Here is a 14,429-nt window from a genome sequence, read left to right as displayed (position 1 = left end):
AAAACTGGCTCAGATATTCAGATTTCACCAAACGGTATTCCCATTTGTCCCATTGGCCTTGAAATGAAACCCAATGGCCACGATAATCTACAAAATCGAGATAAATGGCGATGTGCACTGTCCTGCGGTTCAAAGAATTCCTGTACTTCACCTTGTTCTAAAGCAAAGTATGGTCGTACCTACCACACCCACTCTAAGGATAACTTACGGCTTTTTACCAAGACTCCTCGCGACTCGGAAAAGTGGAAGGTCATTTACAAACGCCGGACATCCATTGAACGCTCCAATAAACGAGAGAAGATCGACTACAAGCTGGAATCTGGACGACATCGCTCCACGAAAATGTGGTACGTTCGCGTTTATGCCATTATGATCTGTCAGCACATGGATGCTTGGTTTTCTCATCAGAAAGAGAGCTTTAAGGATCTTAAAACATGGATTTTTCCCCAGACTGCTTAACGTTTTTTAGTTTTTAAAAAGGGCGATTGTGACGTTTATTTGCTATGCTCATTATTAAAAATCCCTTTTCCGTCTTAAGAATTACCCTCGTTTATTGCGAATTTCCAGCTCATTTTCCATATATCCGCTGTTCCCACCCCCTGAATTCCGAGAGGCTATTTAAATTAATATAATCCTTCTTTGAACAGTTTAACAATCAAAGTGACTTTATTCTAGCGGTATGAATTGGTAATTTTGCATTTAAACAATTAGCTATAATATTCACATAAAGCATGTGTATCGCCTTTGAGAATAGATTCTTTATTTTCTTGGCGCTATATGTTTTCTGGTAGTATCGATAAAATTTCGTTCACTGAACTTACGCTATAATCTGGATGATTCATTTTGAGCATTTCTATCGAATCATAGCCCCAGTCGACACAAATAATCTTAATACCTATTTTTTGGCAAGCTTTAATATCTCTTATCTCATCCCCGACATAGATCACTTCATGGGGATTTAATTTATGAGAGGTTAATAATTTCTTAATAGCCTTTTCTTTGCCCATGATATTAGTAGAATTCATGATGGTTCCGAAAATATCAAGTTGGTTTTGATGGAAATACTCCCGGATATTACTTTCCGAGTTAGAAGAAATGATAGCTAATTGATACCCCCGTCTCTTTAACTCGATCAATAATTCTCTTATACCTGTAAACATAGTGATTTTTGTCAATGAATCTTTATACCGCTTGGTAATCTCGGATACTAAAAGCGGAACTTTTAAAAGTGGAATTTTAAGTGTCTTAAATCGTTCAAGAAGAGAGAGATTCAATAAAGTTTCAATGTTTTCAATTTTCCTCAGGTTATATTTTTGAGCAACTTGATTATAAATCATGATTGATACTTCCCTTGAGTCAACTAGGGTACCATCAAAATCAAAAATAATTAATTTGATCATAAATGATGCTCCTTTATTATTGTTGGCGTTGTGAGATTCTGCAATTTTATAATTTCTGCCAACTGTTTCATTGTACCTCAAGTGCTAGTAAAAGATTGTCGTATTTTAACATTTCATAATTATAAATTAAGAACAATGTTCTCCCATTTTCCCACCTTATAAGCACAAAAAAACCCTCCGACGGATTCCGAAGAGCTGCATTTTCCTTGTATAGAATTTATATAAACATATTGATCGAGCGAATTTTATTGCGGTATTTATAAATAGAAATGGGGATAGCCATCAATATCCCCATTTATCTGTGATCCGTCTTAACTTCTAAGCTTTAAATTACTATAGTTTGCTACCACCTTTAAGGTGTTCCTCTGCGAACTGAATCATCCGTTTGGTCATTTGCCCACCTACAGAGCCATTTTCACGACTGGTACGGTCTCCGCCGAGTTGAAGACCCATTTCGTTAGCTACCTCATACTTAAATCGATCCAATTGTTGGGCGGCACCTTGAGCTGCTGGGGTATTGCTGTTTCTTTCTCCTGCCATGATTTGTTCCTCCTTTATTGTTCTGTATTTTTTATGTTAGATGACTGAATCTAGCTTATCCAAAATGCGATACTTAACACTGGTAATTAAATCTAGCGGTTAAAGTTCTATCACAAATTGTTATCGAGCCAGGGGTATGATTTCTGAATAAATTAGCGGCGATTAAAACAATTTAAACTCACCCCAGTCGGCTTGCTTTTTTGAACCATTTCAAAATTTGACGCTACTTCGGACCCGTAATAGTTAAAGGAAAGCTTAACGCATTGCACGACAACTTAAAGACCCCCATTTTATTGGGGGTCTTCGCCTACTTAGCTTCACATCACTGTTTCTAATCCTTATTCGACCGCCCTTGCCATCGATCTAATTGCGAAGTGATAAGCAAAAACAATCCTATTAACAAGCACCCTCCGTAAGCTGACCAAAGTTGTGCCAAAGGAATCGCTCCACATCATCTGTATTAAAGGAAGGTGAACTCAGTATCATAAATCATGCAATCAAGAAGAGTTGAACTGTCACTTTCCAGTATCTTAAATAATACCTCAATTAGATTGAATGAAAGAGAATACTTCAGCCGCTTCATCTAGTAATACGCAGGCGTTGGGATCTTTGAGTGGGGTTTTGATATGATTTTTTATACATTTGTCAATTTAATGAAAGACAGTAGTTTCTTGTTCATTATCTTTATTATTAATGGCCGAAGAGAGTCAAGAGCACCTCTGCGGCAACAGAAGTCCCAATAACTCCAGCAACATTAGGTCCCATAGCATGCATCAGGAGGAAGTTGGAAGGATTTTCTCGTTGACCAACCCAACCATCTCGCTTGGAGAACTAGAAGGTATTGTTGTATTCTTTCAATTTTCTCCAGAGCGTCGTTCGGCTAATTCCTAGTTTTTTTGCGGCCTCATTTTTCTTACCTTGCACGCTATTTAAAACACGATTAAGTTCTTCTTGTTCACCAGAACAAAGTTCTGCAGGAGTAAGTCGTTCGAATAATGATAAGAGTAAATCCTCATACCCTGCTTCTTTATAGAGCGCCGCGAATCGTTCGATAATATTTCTTAGCTCTCGGATATTACCAGGCCAATTATAATCTCTAAATACCGAGTGTTGGGAAATCTCCTCAATTTCTTTGCCTGTTAGATCATGACACATTTCCGAAAGGAACTTTTTAACGAGTAAAGGAATATCTGTCTTGCGAACTCGAAGAGGTGGAAGATGAAGCTCTAAGACGTTCAGCCTGTAATACAAATCCTTTCGAAAGTTACCGTTAACAGTCATTTCCCATAGATCTTGGTTTGTGGCGGATATCACCTGGATGTTTACTGAACGAATATGGTCCCCTCCAATACGCAGAACCTCATGTTCTTCTAAGACGCGTAACAGACGGGATTGTAGGGACATGGACAGTTCACCGATTTCGTCTAAAAATACGGTTCCCTCATGGGCCAGTTCAAATAATCCAGGTTTTCCACCCTTTTTAGCTCCAGTGAAAGCACCTTCTTCGTACCCAAAGAGCTCACTTTCCAGCAAGTTATCAGGGATGGCCGCACAGTTTATAGCGACAAAAGGATGGCGAAAACGCAGACCGGCATTATGAATACCTTGGGCGAAAAGTTCCTTCCCAGTCCCGGACTCTCCCGTGATTAAAACTGAAGAAGGGTTTTTAGCATAGAGAAAAGCTTCTCGTTTAGCCTTTTGAATCTGGTCACTGGTGCCGATAATATCTTTGATAAATGTTTTGGCCACAAAACCTTTTTTATATAAACTTTTACGAATGTTTTCCTCTGCTTCTTGTATGATTCCAATATTTTGGAAAGTTGCCACAGCTCCCATTACTTTAGCATTGACCAAAATAGGTATACGGTTGATAACAATTTGACTATTCCCGATAGACTCAATCTGGTTGAGCTCGGGTATGCGACTCTGAATAACTTTAGTAAGCTTGGCAGTGGGGAAAATCTTAGTAATAGATTGACCTAGGACTTTATGTTGAGTGGTACCAATGATTTTTTCGGCACTTGAGTTAATGACCGTAATTAGTCCGTTCCTGTCAACGGCTATGATACCTTCATAAGAGAAGGCTAAAATTGCCCGTAGTTCCTCCGCTTTTCTAGCCTCAAGTTTCTTAGAAAAAGCTATTTGGACAGCTGTATCCAAGGCCCGAGTCACGCCGTCTGACGAGTAAATAAAGATTCCCTTGATTTCTCGCTGGCCGATGACTTCCTGAAGAAAGCTTCCCCCAATGACTACTTTCACACCTTCCTTTTGCAGTTGGTTTAAAGTCTCTTCAATATCACTAAGATGTTGATATGTAAATTGTTTAATCGTAATATTCAGCAAGTCAGATAGGTTTTCTAGGTGGGGAATTTTGCTTTCATACGTAATAAGTCCGACGGTATCTGAGTATTGCTTGGCTTCCTTCAGGGCAGCTAGAATGTCGAAACCAGTTACTTTAATCTCAACTAAGGGGTTGGATATGTTGCTGGAGAGAAGTTTGGCGGTTCCTCCTGCAGAAAGGTAAACATCAACTTCCCCATTTTCCTCCATACTCTTTGCCTTTTCAAGGACATCTTTTAACATGCAGTCAATCACTAATATACGGACCGGATGAGGAGCTTCATATTGAAGTCGATTGATTAACGAAGTCAAAGCGTGATAGCTAAATACTGCAATAGTAGGCTCATTGTTAGATCCTTCTTGCATAACAAAGCTCCCCCCTTAGATGGCATCACAAATACATTAGCTTTGATTACTGAGTAGGGAATAAAGGAACTAAGTTAATAATTCTGCAATTATATCAAACGAATCCCTGACGAATTTGGGACAATGTGTGCTGAAAAGTTGCTTTTCTTTAACAATTACCAGATCTTCCGGAATACTAAGATCATAACCTAGCAACTCTGTACACTTTACAGAGCTATTAATAGCCTTAAATCTGCTGGTAAACTCTTGAATGAGTGCATAGGTTCTATCTCTTGCTGCATTATCATCTACTTCGACTTTTCCATGTTTTAAACCAATCAGCATAAAGGCCCCGGTTACCGCACCGCAAGTTTCACTGATATATCCCATACCACCTCCGAACCCTCCAGCAATTCTTTTTGCCATGTCAGATTCTAATCCTAAGTCTTCACAGTAGGTAGAAAATACAGCTTGAGCACAGCTAAATCCGGATAAAAAGCACTGGTTCGCAGCATCCGATTTATTCATTATCTTGCCCCTTTCAAATTTTGAGTTACAACAATTTCCAAAGTGCTTGAACCTTCTGGCACAGTATTTTCTCTGGAGAATACTGTGTTAAGTCGTTCGTACAATCAAAATGTTTATTCATAATCCTCTTCCTTCTCTAATCCTGCAGTTCTAATTTTCTTTAAGAAGTTGACTAAACCCTTTGCACTAAGAAAAATCCATAATCCCACGATAAGTTGGGTTATTTCTCCTCCTGCTCCAAGTAAGATTTCTGCACCTGAAATGGTTATTCCTCGACCACGCATGGTATAAAAATTTGCGACTAATGAAACTAACCTCGGCAATGAATTACCTAGAAAAAATAGACCAAGCACTGAAAATGCGATTCTTTGAATATCGCTAGCACTGATCCCTGTCCCCTCGTTAAAATGAGTTTCTCCCTTTACAATAATTACAGATAACTTATTCGATAGAAGCCATAGTAACATTCCAAAGAAAATATACATTAATGGATAACTGATATTCAATAAATTCTCTTTAGCCATTTGATTAGAGGTTGCCAAAGAAAAAGAAAGTACACTTGTCGATACGTTAATCCCTTGAATAATCATGTAAATACCAAGAAGCTTGCAACCCAGACTTGCAACCTCACGGTTACTCATTTTTCTTTCCCCCTTTATCCAATCGTGAGACTCCCAATTCTTCGAGTGGGAGTGGTACCTTATCTTATTTCTATTCTACAATTCAGGGCAATTACCTTTTTTCGCTACAATGGATAGACAATTTACTTATTTAAGTTTTAGACTTCTGTCTCTTCCAGTAGATAGTAATTCCGATAATACAGATAACTAATCCCGAGACAAGAATCAGAATGCTGCCAATAATAATATTATGCAAAAAGTGCTCGCCACTCCGTTAAGACTGGCGAGCACTTTCTTTACTTTAATCTAAATTATGAAGTGTTTAAAAACCTTTACTTCGCCGTGACCGTAACTATTTCTTTTTCAACCTCTTTTAACGTTTGCATGACGATTTTTAGCTTCTTCCGAATTCCTTTAAGACTTTCTATGAGGCTATAAACGACAGGTATAACTACGAGCGTTAGAACCGTTGAGGACAATAATCCCCCAATTACGGCTATAGCCATCGGGGCTTGAATCTCAGTTCCTTCTCCGAGTCCCACGGCTAAAGGCATGAGACCAAGAATCGTGGTCAACGCTGTCATGAGAATCGGACGGAGTCTTGTCGTTCCTGCTTGAATAAGAGCTGCACGAACAGGCAAGTTTTGTTTGATAAGTTTATTGACATAGTCAATAAACACAATCGCATTATTGACGACAATCCCCACAAGAATAATTATTCCCATAAAGGCTGTGATGCTAAAGGATTTCCCTGTTAAGATTAGCCCTCCGGTTACCCCTATCATCGCTAGCGGTAAGGTAACCAAGATAATCAAAGGATGAATTAGCGACCCGAACTGGCTTGCCATAATCATATAGACAAACACAACTGAAAGGATCAACGCCAGCGTTAAACTGCTAAACGCATCCTCCATCATTTCGGTCCCGCCTACTAATTTTACAGAATACATATTTTCGTTGATCTTTAAGTCTTGAACCATGGTATCTAATTCAGTTTGAATTTTACTACTGATGGTCCCCATATCTGCATTTTCAAAATTAGCATAAACGGTTACGGCGTCCTGTTGATTATCCCTGGCGATTGTCGCAGGGCTTTGGGCTTCAACCACCGTTCCAAGCTCTTTAAGAGCGACCTTTGTTCCTAAAGGACTGGTCATTTCCAGGTTTTCGATCGCTTTCTTCGAGTTATTAATTCCCTGTATTTTTAGGCGAACGTCCTTTTCAACTCCGCTAGTACTCAATTTTGTTGCAACTTGGCCTTGAATAGACTGATTAACAAACATCGCAACTTGATGCGTGGTTAAACCATTTTTCATGGCCTTTTCCTTATCAACGATAAACTGATATTCCTCTTTGCCAGCTTCCATACTATCTGAGACCGTTGTAACCTCTTTAATGTTTTTCAGTCGGGTACTTAATTCCTGAACATATTCCTTTACTTTAGTCACATTAGGTCCTACCACCAAGATTTCTGCGGCAGAGGCTTGTCCACTCATTGCTTCCATAGAGTTACTTAGATTAAATCCTAAGTGAATTTCTTTTGAGATAGTACTATTCAGTTTATCCTTTAAGTCATTCATGACCTTATCTGTCGTTCTAGTCCTTGAGTCGCTATCGATAAGGGTGATTATTAAAGGAAGCCGTTTCTGTTCCTCCAGCATTCATGAGGGGGTTAGCGTTGCCTACCACAGCAGTCACAACATCTACTTCTTCTACATTCATAGCAACCTTTTCAATGTCCTCAACGACCTTCAGGGTACTTGTAAGGTTTGATCCTTGTGGAAGGCTAACACTAATCGTAAATATGCCTTCGTCCTGCGCCGGAATGAATTCAGTCCCAATTCTCGGGATTAAGGAGACCGATCCGGCAAAGATAGCAACTGCCAGAACTACGGTAACCAAACGATGGTCTAGTCCCCAAGTGAGTATATTTTTGTAAAGTTGATTTTCTTTAGTTCTTTTCAATTTTTGTTCCTTAATGAGCATTCCTGCTAAAGAAGGAATCACGGTTAAAGCGACAACCAGAGAGGCAAGCAAGGAAAATGTGACCGTTAAAGCTAACTCTTTAAACAAATCCCCGACTAATCCCCCGATAAAGACAACGGGAAGGAACACTGCAATCGTCGTTAGGGTCGATGAAGTTATCGCCCCTGCAACCTCAACTGTGCCATCAATTGCTGCAGCAATTCGGGTTTTATTTAAAGAGATATGACGGTAAATATTTTCGATGACGACAATGGCGTTATCAACGAGCATTCCTACTCCTAAAGCCAATCCTCCCAGTGACATGATATTAAGGGTAAGCCCAGAAAAATACATCATCACAAAGGTGGCAATCACGGAAATGGGAATTCCGATGGCTACGATAATTGTTGAACCGACTGACCGTAAAAAGACTAAAATTACTGCGATGGCAAATAATCCGCCAAAGAGTAAGGAAGAGGACACGTTTCCTACAGACTTTCTAATAATTTCTCCTTGGTCAGAGGAGACCGTAAATTCCATAGTTTTATAATCTTGTTTGAAGCTGTCGATGACTACTCCAACTTCTTTAGTAACCTCAACAGTATTGGCCGTTCCCTCTTTCTGGATACTGACCATCAAACTTTCTTTACCATTGGTGTGAGCAATCGAGTTCATATCTTTCTTAACCATCTCGACCTTAGCGACATCTGCTAACGTAACGATTTTCACGGCGGTCCTATCGGGAATCATGCTAAGCGGTAACTGCCGCAGGATATCGATGGAATCCACTTTACCGATCACTCGTAGATTTAACTCTTTATTATCCTGAGTAAGAACTCCACCAGGATAGGTCAAGTTATTTGCCTGAATCAGTTGCGTTATTTTTTCTTGAGTTAAATTATTTTGGTTCAATTTATCTTGGTTTAAGTGGACTAAAACCTCTTCGTTAAAGCCACCTGCAACAGATACACTGGCAACCCCTTCAATATTTTGAAGCTGGGGTACTAATTCATTATTAACAAGCGCCTGAATTTCCTCAATACTTTGACCGTTAGCAATCGCAAACTGCATAACCGGAAGCATGGTCGGATCAAACTTAACGATCATTGGTGATTCAATACCATCGGTTAGGTTCAGTTGATTAAGCTTTGAGGTAATGTCCTCTCTCGCTTCGGATACATCCATCCCCCAGTCAAATTGCGCGATGACTAATGAGGTATTTGCGCTACTTCTGGACTGGAGAGATTCTAAACCCTGTGCGGTACTTACCATTTCTTCCACAGGTTTTGTAACCATTTCTTTCACTTCTTGAGGGCCCGCTCCAGGGTAATTCGTGATCACCGCTAACACAGGAGGATTAATATTCGGCATTAAATCCAATTTAAGATTTGAAAGGGAAACGACCCCAAGAATAATGACCAAAAGCATCATCATGATGGTCGTGATCGGATTGCGTATTGAAAATTTTGGTAAACTCATAGGTCTATTCCTCCTTCGCAATGAGTACAATCCTGGCTAATTTTTCAGTAATGGCGACTAATAGTTTCATTTCTTCTTGTTCGAGCTTGGAGAAATAATGTTTAAACATTTGTTTTCGTTTAGCCTCTGATAGATTAAAGACCTGGCGTCCCTGAGTGGATAAGCTAATATTGACCGTTCGGCGATCCTTTTCATCCCGTTCTCTAATAATTAAATCATTTTTAGATAACCGATCCATCATGGCCGTGATAGCCGCAGGGTTAACCTTATGCTCACTAGCAAGCTCTGATACCGTACAACTTCCTCGTTGGGAAAGTATTCTTAAAACAAAGAATTGATCAATGGTTAAGCTCTTTTCTAGGTGACCAGATAACTCGGGGGCTAATTTACTCATGGCTAGATAACATGCTTCTTCCAACCGACCAATGTAATGATCGATAACATTCTCTTCATCTGTTTCTTCTATTTGTTGTGAATGTGTTACTCCCGCCATTTAACCACCTCATTAGTAATTACTATTTAGAGATCTTTAATGTATTTAAATATACACTACTTGAAATAGTTTTTCATTGGTAAGTAATTCATTGTCTAGTAAATTTGTCCGATAGCTATTTCGTAAACAATCCCTAGCGGACAGATCGAACGGACAGTTTGACGCTTGATCTTACTTCGTGACGATCATGTCTTGCACATATCAAATACATTTAAAGTATATTGCTATTTCCTAGATGTTTATATATAATATCTAGGAAATAGCAAACTAAATAAGGATGTGTTTACTTATTGGATATTTCAGAACTATTCTGGACCGCATCATTTGAAGACCTCAAATGTGGATACGTTCAAGAGAAGGACCATTATGTATGTCTGCTTTGTGGGGAAAAAATCGAGCAAGGGATTGTCTATCCTGAGGATGGGGTTCTCTATGAAGCGAGCAGATATATGCGCCTCCATATTGAGAAAGTCCACCTTTCCGTGTTTGACTACTTAGCTCAGCTGGATAAAAAGGTTACGGGACTTACAGAGCATCAAACCAGCCTTATCCGACTTTTTTACCAGGGAAAAACTGATAAAGAAGTGCAAAAAGCAATGGACATTGGCAGTCCCTCGACGATTCGCAATCATCGTTTTGCTTTAAAAGAGAGAGAACGTCAGTCGAAGGTTTATTTAGTTATGATGGAGCTCCTCAAAGATAAGAACAAACACGAACCAATCTTATTGGTGCCTCCTGAAACAGCAAAAATGGTCGATGATCGTTATAAGATCACCCAACAAGTTAGCGATAAATTAATAAAGACCCTCTTTCCAGAAGGCCCGGAAGGCCCCTTAAAGACCTTCTCTATCAAAGAAAAAAATAAATTAGTTGTCTTGCAAGAAATTGTAAAGCGCTTTCAAAATGGGCGGATCTATACCGAAAAAGAAATTAGTCAGATTTTGAAAACAATTTATCATGATTTCGCGACCCTCAGAAGGTATTTAATCGAATATGGCTTTCTTGATCGAACACCTGATGGAAGTCAATACTGGCTAAGAAATGGTTCCCAGAACAAGGAGGAAACAACGATGGATCGCAAACAAGAATTAAAGCAACAGTACAAAGAGACGAAAATTGAGGCCGGAGTCTACCAAATCAAGAACACTATAAACGATAAGATATTTATCGAAAGCACCCCAAACCTAAAGACCATCAACGGAAAGCGATTTACGCTAGATATGGGAACGTATCAGAACAAACTTCTCCAAAATGAGTGGACGGAATTTGGATCAGAGGCCTTTGTTTTTGAGGTGTTAGAAATCTTAGAAATACCTGAGGAAGGCTATTTTGATACCAAAGATGCCTTGAAAAAACTTAAAGCACAGTGGTTGAATGAACTTCAACCTTACGGAGAACGTGGCTATAATAACCCTTATCCGGCCAAATAGATGCTTTAGTCATCATTCACAATTGTTTTATCAAATATCTTCACGAGCTCTTCACTATAAGACTCTAAGTCGACTTTAGCGGTGATGTTAGGGTTAGCCAATAACATATACTCCCCGATAGCTCCAGTGATAGCGCTGGCCATGACATCAACGTTGAACTGTCGAAATTCACCTTTGTTTTGACCATCGTGTAGTATCTGTTTCAGTTCTAGCATTACCGGTTCCTCTTCGTCATCACTCAACTTATAGTAAGGAATGTTTTCGGGGGTCCGAGCATTAAATACAATCTCTAAAAGGGCGGCATTGTGCTTAGCATGAGTACCTTGGTAGGCGAGGCTGGCTGAAATGTAGGCATGAAGCTTCTCGCGGACGGTATTCTCGGCTTTTGTTCTTGCTAATACATACGATGTGGAGCTTGCTAAGAGTGCCATAAGCGTATGATCCATTAAATCATTCTTGTCTTTAAAATGATAAGAAATTAAAGCGGTACTGATACCAGCTCTTTTTGCAATCTGGGCAAGACTTGCATTTACGTAGCCAATTTCATCCAGTGTGGTAATTGCTGCATCGACGATCTGGGTACGCCTTGCCTCAGCGATGAAGGATTGCTTTTCTTCTGCCTTGTTATTACTCATTATTTCTTCTCCTTAGGTGTTTTTTTGGATTTATCAAGGCTGCTCAGCAGTGCTAAAAATCCAATGACTAGCAAAACCACGATGTTGGCAATATTAAAGGGACTAAGACTAATCTGGTCAAAAAACGTACCATCTGCTAGATGTCCTGCATTATCGCCGATCCAACGGACCGCATACCTAATGAAAATATTACCATTAAGATTGGTTGTAGCCAATTATACCAATGAAAGCTTGGTTGGATATAGATATCTTTGTAGAAAAACCAAGTTACCCATAGTACAATACCACCGGAGATTACACAGACAAGCGACAATAGACTTATTACCCAACTTGGAGCATCCTGGCATAACTGTTCCAATTTATTCTGTTTATTTATGGCAATTCCTCCAATCCTTTTTTCGGATATGCATTACATGTTTTTCGTGCAGCGATAATCAGCAACATAATTGCACCGGAGGCAAAGATTACATTGCCGATTAGGTGAATGCTCTCAGTTCGCCCGAGTAGTCTTGTCAGGATGAAGCCGCCCCAGGCATAGGTCAGTAGCGCACCGCCGGCCAGTGCCAGCCGATGGGTTGCACCCCAACCCTGACGCCGTGACCATTGTCTGACCAAGGCAGTCATCAGTGTGAGCAGCAAGAGTTTAAAAGCAACGCCCATCCAGCTTTCGTTGGCACCGAAGAAGAGGCCAGAGATAACAAATGACAGCGTGCCGACAAGCCACGGTTTAGGTGTCTGCCGGTCGATCTCCAGGCGAGGTTGCTTCCCGACTGCGAACGCGATGCCGATCAGTGCCACCGCCACAACAGCCGCACCTATCAGTTGCGGCGTCGAGGCCAGAAATTGTTCCTCTTTCCGTATGTCAAGGAACATCAAGACGGAACCGAGGAGATACAGGACGCCAGTGACTAGTAAGCCAACCATCCCCAACCACGGGGTCGTTCTCCGAGCTGGTACGAGTGTTTCGACAATGGCGATTGGCACACCAATGCTCCAAACTGAGTGCCCTACAATGAAAGCCAGAGCATTATAAGCACTAAGGCCTAGTGCCGAGATGGGTGCAGCACTCTGGAATTCAAGACCTTCGAAGGAGGGGTTGAAGAGAGACTGGTCAATCAGGCCTGCTTCGAGCAAACCGTAGGCCAGACCAAGGACGATTATGGTCGTCCAGCCATGCCCAGTTCGGCGCGTCACCTCGCGGATGAGGAGTGCACCACCTCCGTACATCGGTGCAAGGAAGGGCAAGGCCCAGATACCTGTTATTGAAATGTTGCCAAGCAGATACTCTCCAACCAGCGGGGTAAGAAAGAATAGCCCTATTGCGGGTGTAATCCGTAGTCAGAAGTTTTGGCGTTGCGCACTTTCATTTTTCACTTATCTTTCTTCCATTCGTTTTGTAACGATATGAATGGGCATTAAAGTTTTGGGTGTGCAGACGTCACTTAAAGGCTAAGCTCCATATACCGCCCTAAGTATTGATCACTCAAACTAATTATTGATCTTTAAAACTAAATATTGATTACTCAAACTATTTATTGATCGTTTGATCAAATATTAACATTAACGATCAACTTTGTCAAATGTCGCTTGGTTCATCTCCCTCCTCTTGCTCTCACTAGCGTGAACAAGGTGTTGAAACACTGCATCTGTCCCCTTGATGACACTTCCGCGTAACGGCATGGGGTAAATACGCAAAAAAGAATGGATCTTTCTCAAAGGCTTGACTAGATCATGCCTTTGAGAAGACCCATTCTTTTTTGGTTCAATCTAATACCCCATGCAGTATATAAAACGCCATAATTGCCTCCGAAGTTTTTAACGCCATAGTAATCTGCCACTACTGATGGGAAGAGACTGAGTAATGAACCATAACCTATTCCTGCCAAAGCGGTTCCTATGGATATCGCTAACGGTGTAGAATAGCTTGCAAATAAATTGCTAAAAAATAACAACAAAAAGCCGCATATTTAAAAAATGCGGCTTCCTAACCTCTAAATGACGCTTATTTTTTTAGCTCTGATAATAATTTCCACACACTATAACCAAAAAGAGCAAGAGAAAGTAACAAACTGATCTGTATTGAGCTCCATGTAGAAGTTCCGATATATACCTCAATGATTTTTCCGACGGCACCAACAAGTAATCCGACAATAATGATAATCCATAATTTGGTTGAGACATTTCTATCCTTGCGTCGGGTAAAGAAATAAATATAAAAAATTACACAAGCGAGTAACAGGCCTCTTGTAACCATAAGAAGTGTTTCCATTTTAATTTCTTCCTCATTTACGATAAAATTCAGCAACAACGCCGTACTAAGTATATCAAAACATATATTATCTATCAACCCACATTCCGCTGACATTCCGAGGGAAATAAATAGTTAATTTATTCCATTAAATCCTTAGGTTCCATACCCATTATCTTCAATAGCGTCATGCCCCTGAGTGTACTTGAGCTATCATCAAGATAACAAGTATATTCTTCATGTCCCATTTTAATAAAGTACATTCCCTCTAAAGCATACTGTAAGAAAGCAAAGGTAGGAGAATCCTGAAGCTTTGCCCCGTTATAGCCAATTTTGGGGAGTTCACCCGTCCATTCTTTGCGTCCTTTTCTCAATTTATATTGAATGAGCGCCCGTATTAACAAGG

13 protein-coding genes and 2 pseudogenes are annotated in these 14,429 nt (G+C 40.2%); 2 read left to right on the top strand and 13 right to left on the bottom strand.

All coding sequences use genetic code 11. The annotated features are described in order from the left end of the window. Positions 1-459: pseudogene (locus JL57_RS31450) on the top strand (hypothetical protein); the annotation flags it as partial. Positions 460-773: 314 nt separating this feature from the next. Here JL57_RS31450 and JL57_RS31445 read toward each other — a convergent pair. The 9 genes and pseudogenes from JL57_RS31445 to JL57_RS31410 form a co-directional block, all read right to left on the bottom strand. Continuing rightward, entirely contained in the window at positions 774-1,400 is a 627-nt protein-coding gene (locus tag JL57_RS31445; RefSeq protein WP_034145813.1) for an HAD-IA family hydrolase, read from the bottom strand. 333 nt (positions 1,401-1,733) lie between these two features. After that, complete coding sequence (locus tag JL57_RS31440) at positions 1,734-1,940, bottom strand: alpha/beta-type small acid-soluble spore protein (protein WP_034145812.1); 207 nt, start codon at positions 1,938-1,940, stop codon at positions 1,734-1,736. Between the two features lie 690 nt (positions 1,941-2,630). Then, positions 2,631-2,750, bottom strand: a pseudogene (locus tag JL57_RS36035) (sodium ion-translocating decarboxylase subunit beta); the annotation flags it as partial. Positions 2,751-2,771: 21 nt separating this feature from the next. Further along, positions 2,772-4,646, bottom strand: coding sequence for a sigma 54-interacting transcriptional regulator (locus JL57_RS31435; RefSeq protein ID WP_034145811.1), 1,875 nt, complete (start codon positions 4,644-4,646; stop codon positions 2,772-2,774). A gap of 69 nt (positions 4,647-4,715) precedes the next feature. Continuing rightward, positions 4,716-5,153, bottom strand: coding sequence for a C-GCAxxG-C-C family protein (locus JL57_RS31430; RefSeq protein WP_034145810.1), 438 nt, complete (start codon positions 5,151-5,153; stop codon positions 4,716-4,718). Positions 5,154-5,266: 113 nt separating this feature from the next. Beyond that, entirely contained in the window at positions 5,267-5,794 is a 528-nt protein-coding gene (locus tag JL57_RS31425) for a hypothetical protein (RefSeq protein ID WP_034145809.1), read from the bottom strand. Between the two features lie 311 nt (positions 5,795-6,105). Next, positions 6,106-7,353 (bottom strand): efflux RND transporter permease subunit, encoded by a 1,248-nt coding sequence (locus JL57_RS31420; RefSeq protein WP_045691163.1) that lies wholly within the window; start codon positions 7,351-7,353, stop codon positions 6,106-6,108. Between the two features lie 31 nt (positions 7,354-7,384). Next, a complete protein-coding gene (locus JL57_RS31415) occupies positions 7,385-9,217 on the bottom strand; it encodes an efflux RND transporter permease subunit (RefSeq protein WP_034145807.1) in 1,833 nt (610 codons plus the stop codon). Positions 9,218-9,221: 4 nt separating this feature from the next. After that, positions 9,222-9,710 (bottom strand): MarR family transcriptional regulator, encoded by a 489-nt coding sequence (locus JL57_RS31410; protein WP_291300813.1) that lies wholly within the window; start codon positions 9,708-9,710, stop codon positions 9,222-9,224. Positions 9,711-10,000: 290 nt separating this feature from the next. Here JL57_RS31410 and JL57_RS31405 point away from each other — a divergent pair, with 290 nt between their 5' ends. Then, complete coding sequence (locus tag JL57_RS31405) at positions 10,001-11,140, top strand: DUF2087 domain-containing protein (RefSeq protein ID WP_034145806.1); 1,140 nt, start codon at positions 10,001-10,003, stop codon at positions 11,138-11,140. Between the two features lie 5 nt (positions 11,141-11,145). Here the strand turns inward: JL57_RS31405 and JL57_RS31400 are convergent, their stop codons facing one another. From JL57_RS31400 to JL57_RS31375, 4 genes are all read right to left on the bottom strand, one after another. Continuing rightward, positions 11,146-11,775 carry a TetR/AcrR family transcriptional regulator gene (locus JL57_RS31400; RefSeq protein ID WP_034145805.1) on the bottom strand — a complete coding sequence of 210 codons (630 nt, stop codon included), beginning with the start codon at positions 11,773-11,775 and terminating at the stop codon, positions 11,146-11,148. A 372-nt stretch (positions 11,776-12,147) separates the two neighbouring features. Next, positions 12,148-13,020, bottom strand: a complete 873-nt coding sequence (locus JL57_RS31390; RefSeq protein WP_291300812.1) for a hypothetical protein — start codon at positions 13,018-13,020, stop codon at positions 12,148-12,150. Between the two features lie 757 nt (positions 13,021-13,777). Continuing rightward, complete coding sequence (locus JL57_RS31380) at positions 13,778-14,044, bottom strand: hypothetical protein (RefSeq protein WP_034145802.1); 267 nt, start codon at positions 14,042-14,044, stop codon at positions 13,778-13,780. 119 nt (positions 14,045-14,163) lie between these two features. Then, positions 14,164-14,429, bottom strand: a 266-nt coding sequence (locus tag JL57_RS31375; protein ID WP_034145801.1) for a hypothetical protein, incomplete at its 5' end; no start/stop codon positions are given.

The sequence above is a fragment of the Desulfosporosinus sp. BICA1-9 genome, from assembly GCF_000802135.1.
This window is presented reverse-complemented; position numbering and strand designations above follow the sequence as displayed.

Excerpts from the sequence above, each read along its gene's own strand:
- JL57_RS31400 (WP_034145805.1), bottom strand. The coding sequence starts at position 11,775 with ATGAGTAATAACAAGGCAGAAGAAAAGCAATCCTTCATCGCTGAGGCA.
- JL57_RS31445 (WP_034145813.1), bottom strand. The coding sequence starts at position 1,400 with ATGATCAAATTAATTATTTTTGATTTTGATGGTACCCTAGTTGACTCA.
- JL57_RS31425 (WP_034145809.1), bottom strand. The coding sequence starts at position 5,794 with ATGAGTAACCGTGAGGTTGCAAGTCTGGGTTGCAAGCTTCTTGGTATT.
- JL57_RS31440 (WP_034145812.1), bottom strand. The coding sequence starts at position 1,940 with ATGGCAGGAGAAAGAAACAGCAATACCCCAGCAGCTCAAGGTGCCGCC.
- JL57_RS31435 (WP_034145811.1), bottom strand. The coding sequence starts at position 4,646 with ATGCAAGAAGGATCTAACAATGAGCCTACTATTGCAGTATTTAGCTAT.
- JL57_RS31430 (WP_034145810.1), bottom strand. The coding sequence starts at position 5,153 with ATGAATAAATCGGATGCTGCGAACCAGTGCTTTTTATCCGGATTTAGC.
- JL57_RS31380 (WP_034145802.1), bottom strand. The coding sequence starts at position 14,044 with ATGGAAACACTTCTTATGGTTACAAGAGGCCTGTTACTCGCTTGTGTA.
- JL57_RS31410 (WP_291300813.1), bottom strand. The coding sequence starts at position 9,710 with ATGGCGGGAGTAACACATTCACAACAAATAGAAGAAACAGATGAAGAG.
- JL57_RS31415 (WP_034145807.1), bottom strand. The coding sequence starts at position 9,217 with ATGAGTTTACCAAAATTTTCAATACGCAATCCGATCACGACCATCATG.
- JL57_RS31420 (WP_045691163.1), bottom strand. The coding sequence starts at position 7,353 with ATGAATGACTTAAAGGATAAACTGAATAGTACTATCTCAAAAGAAATT.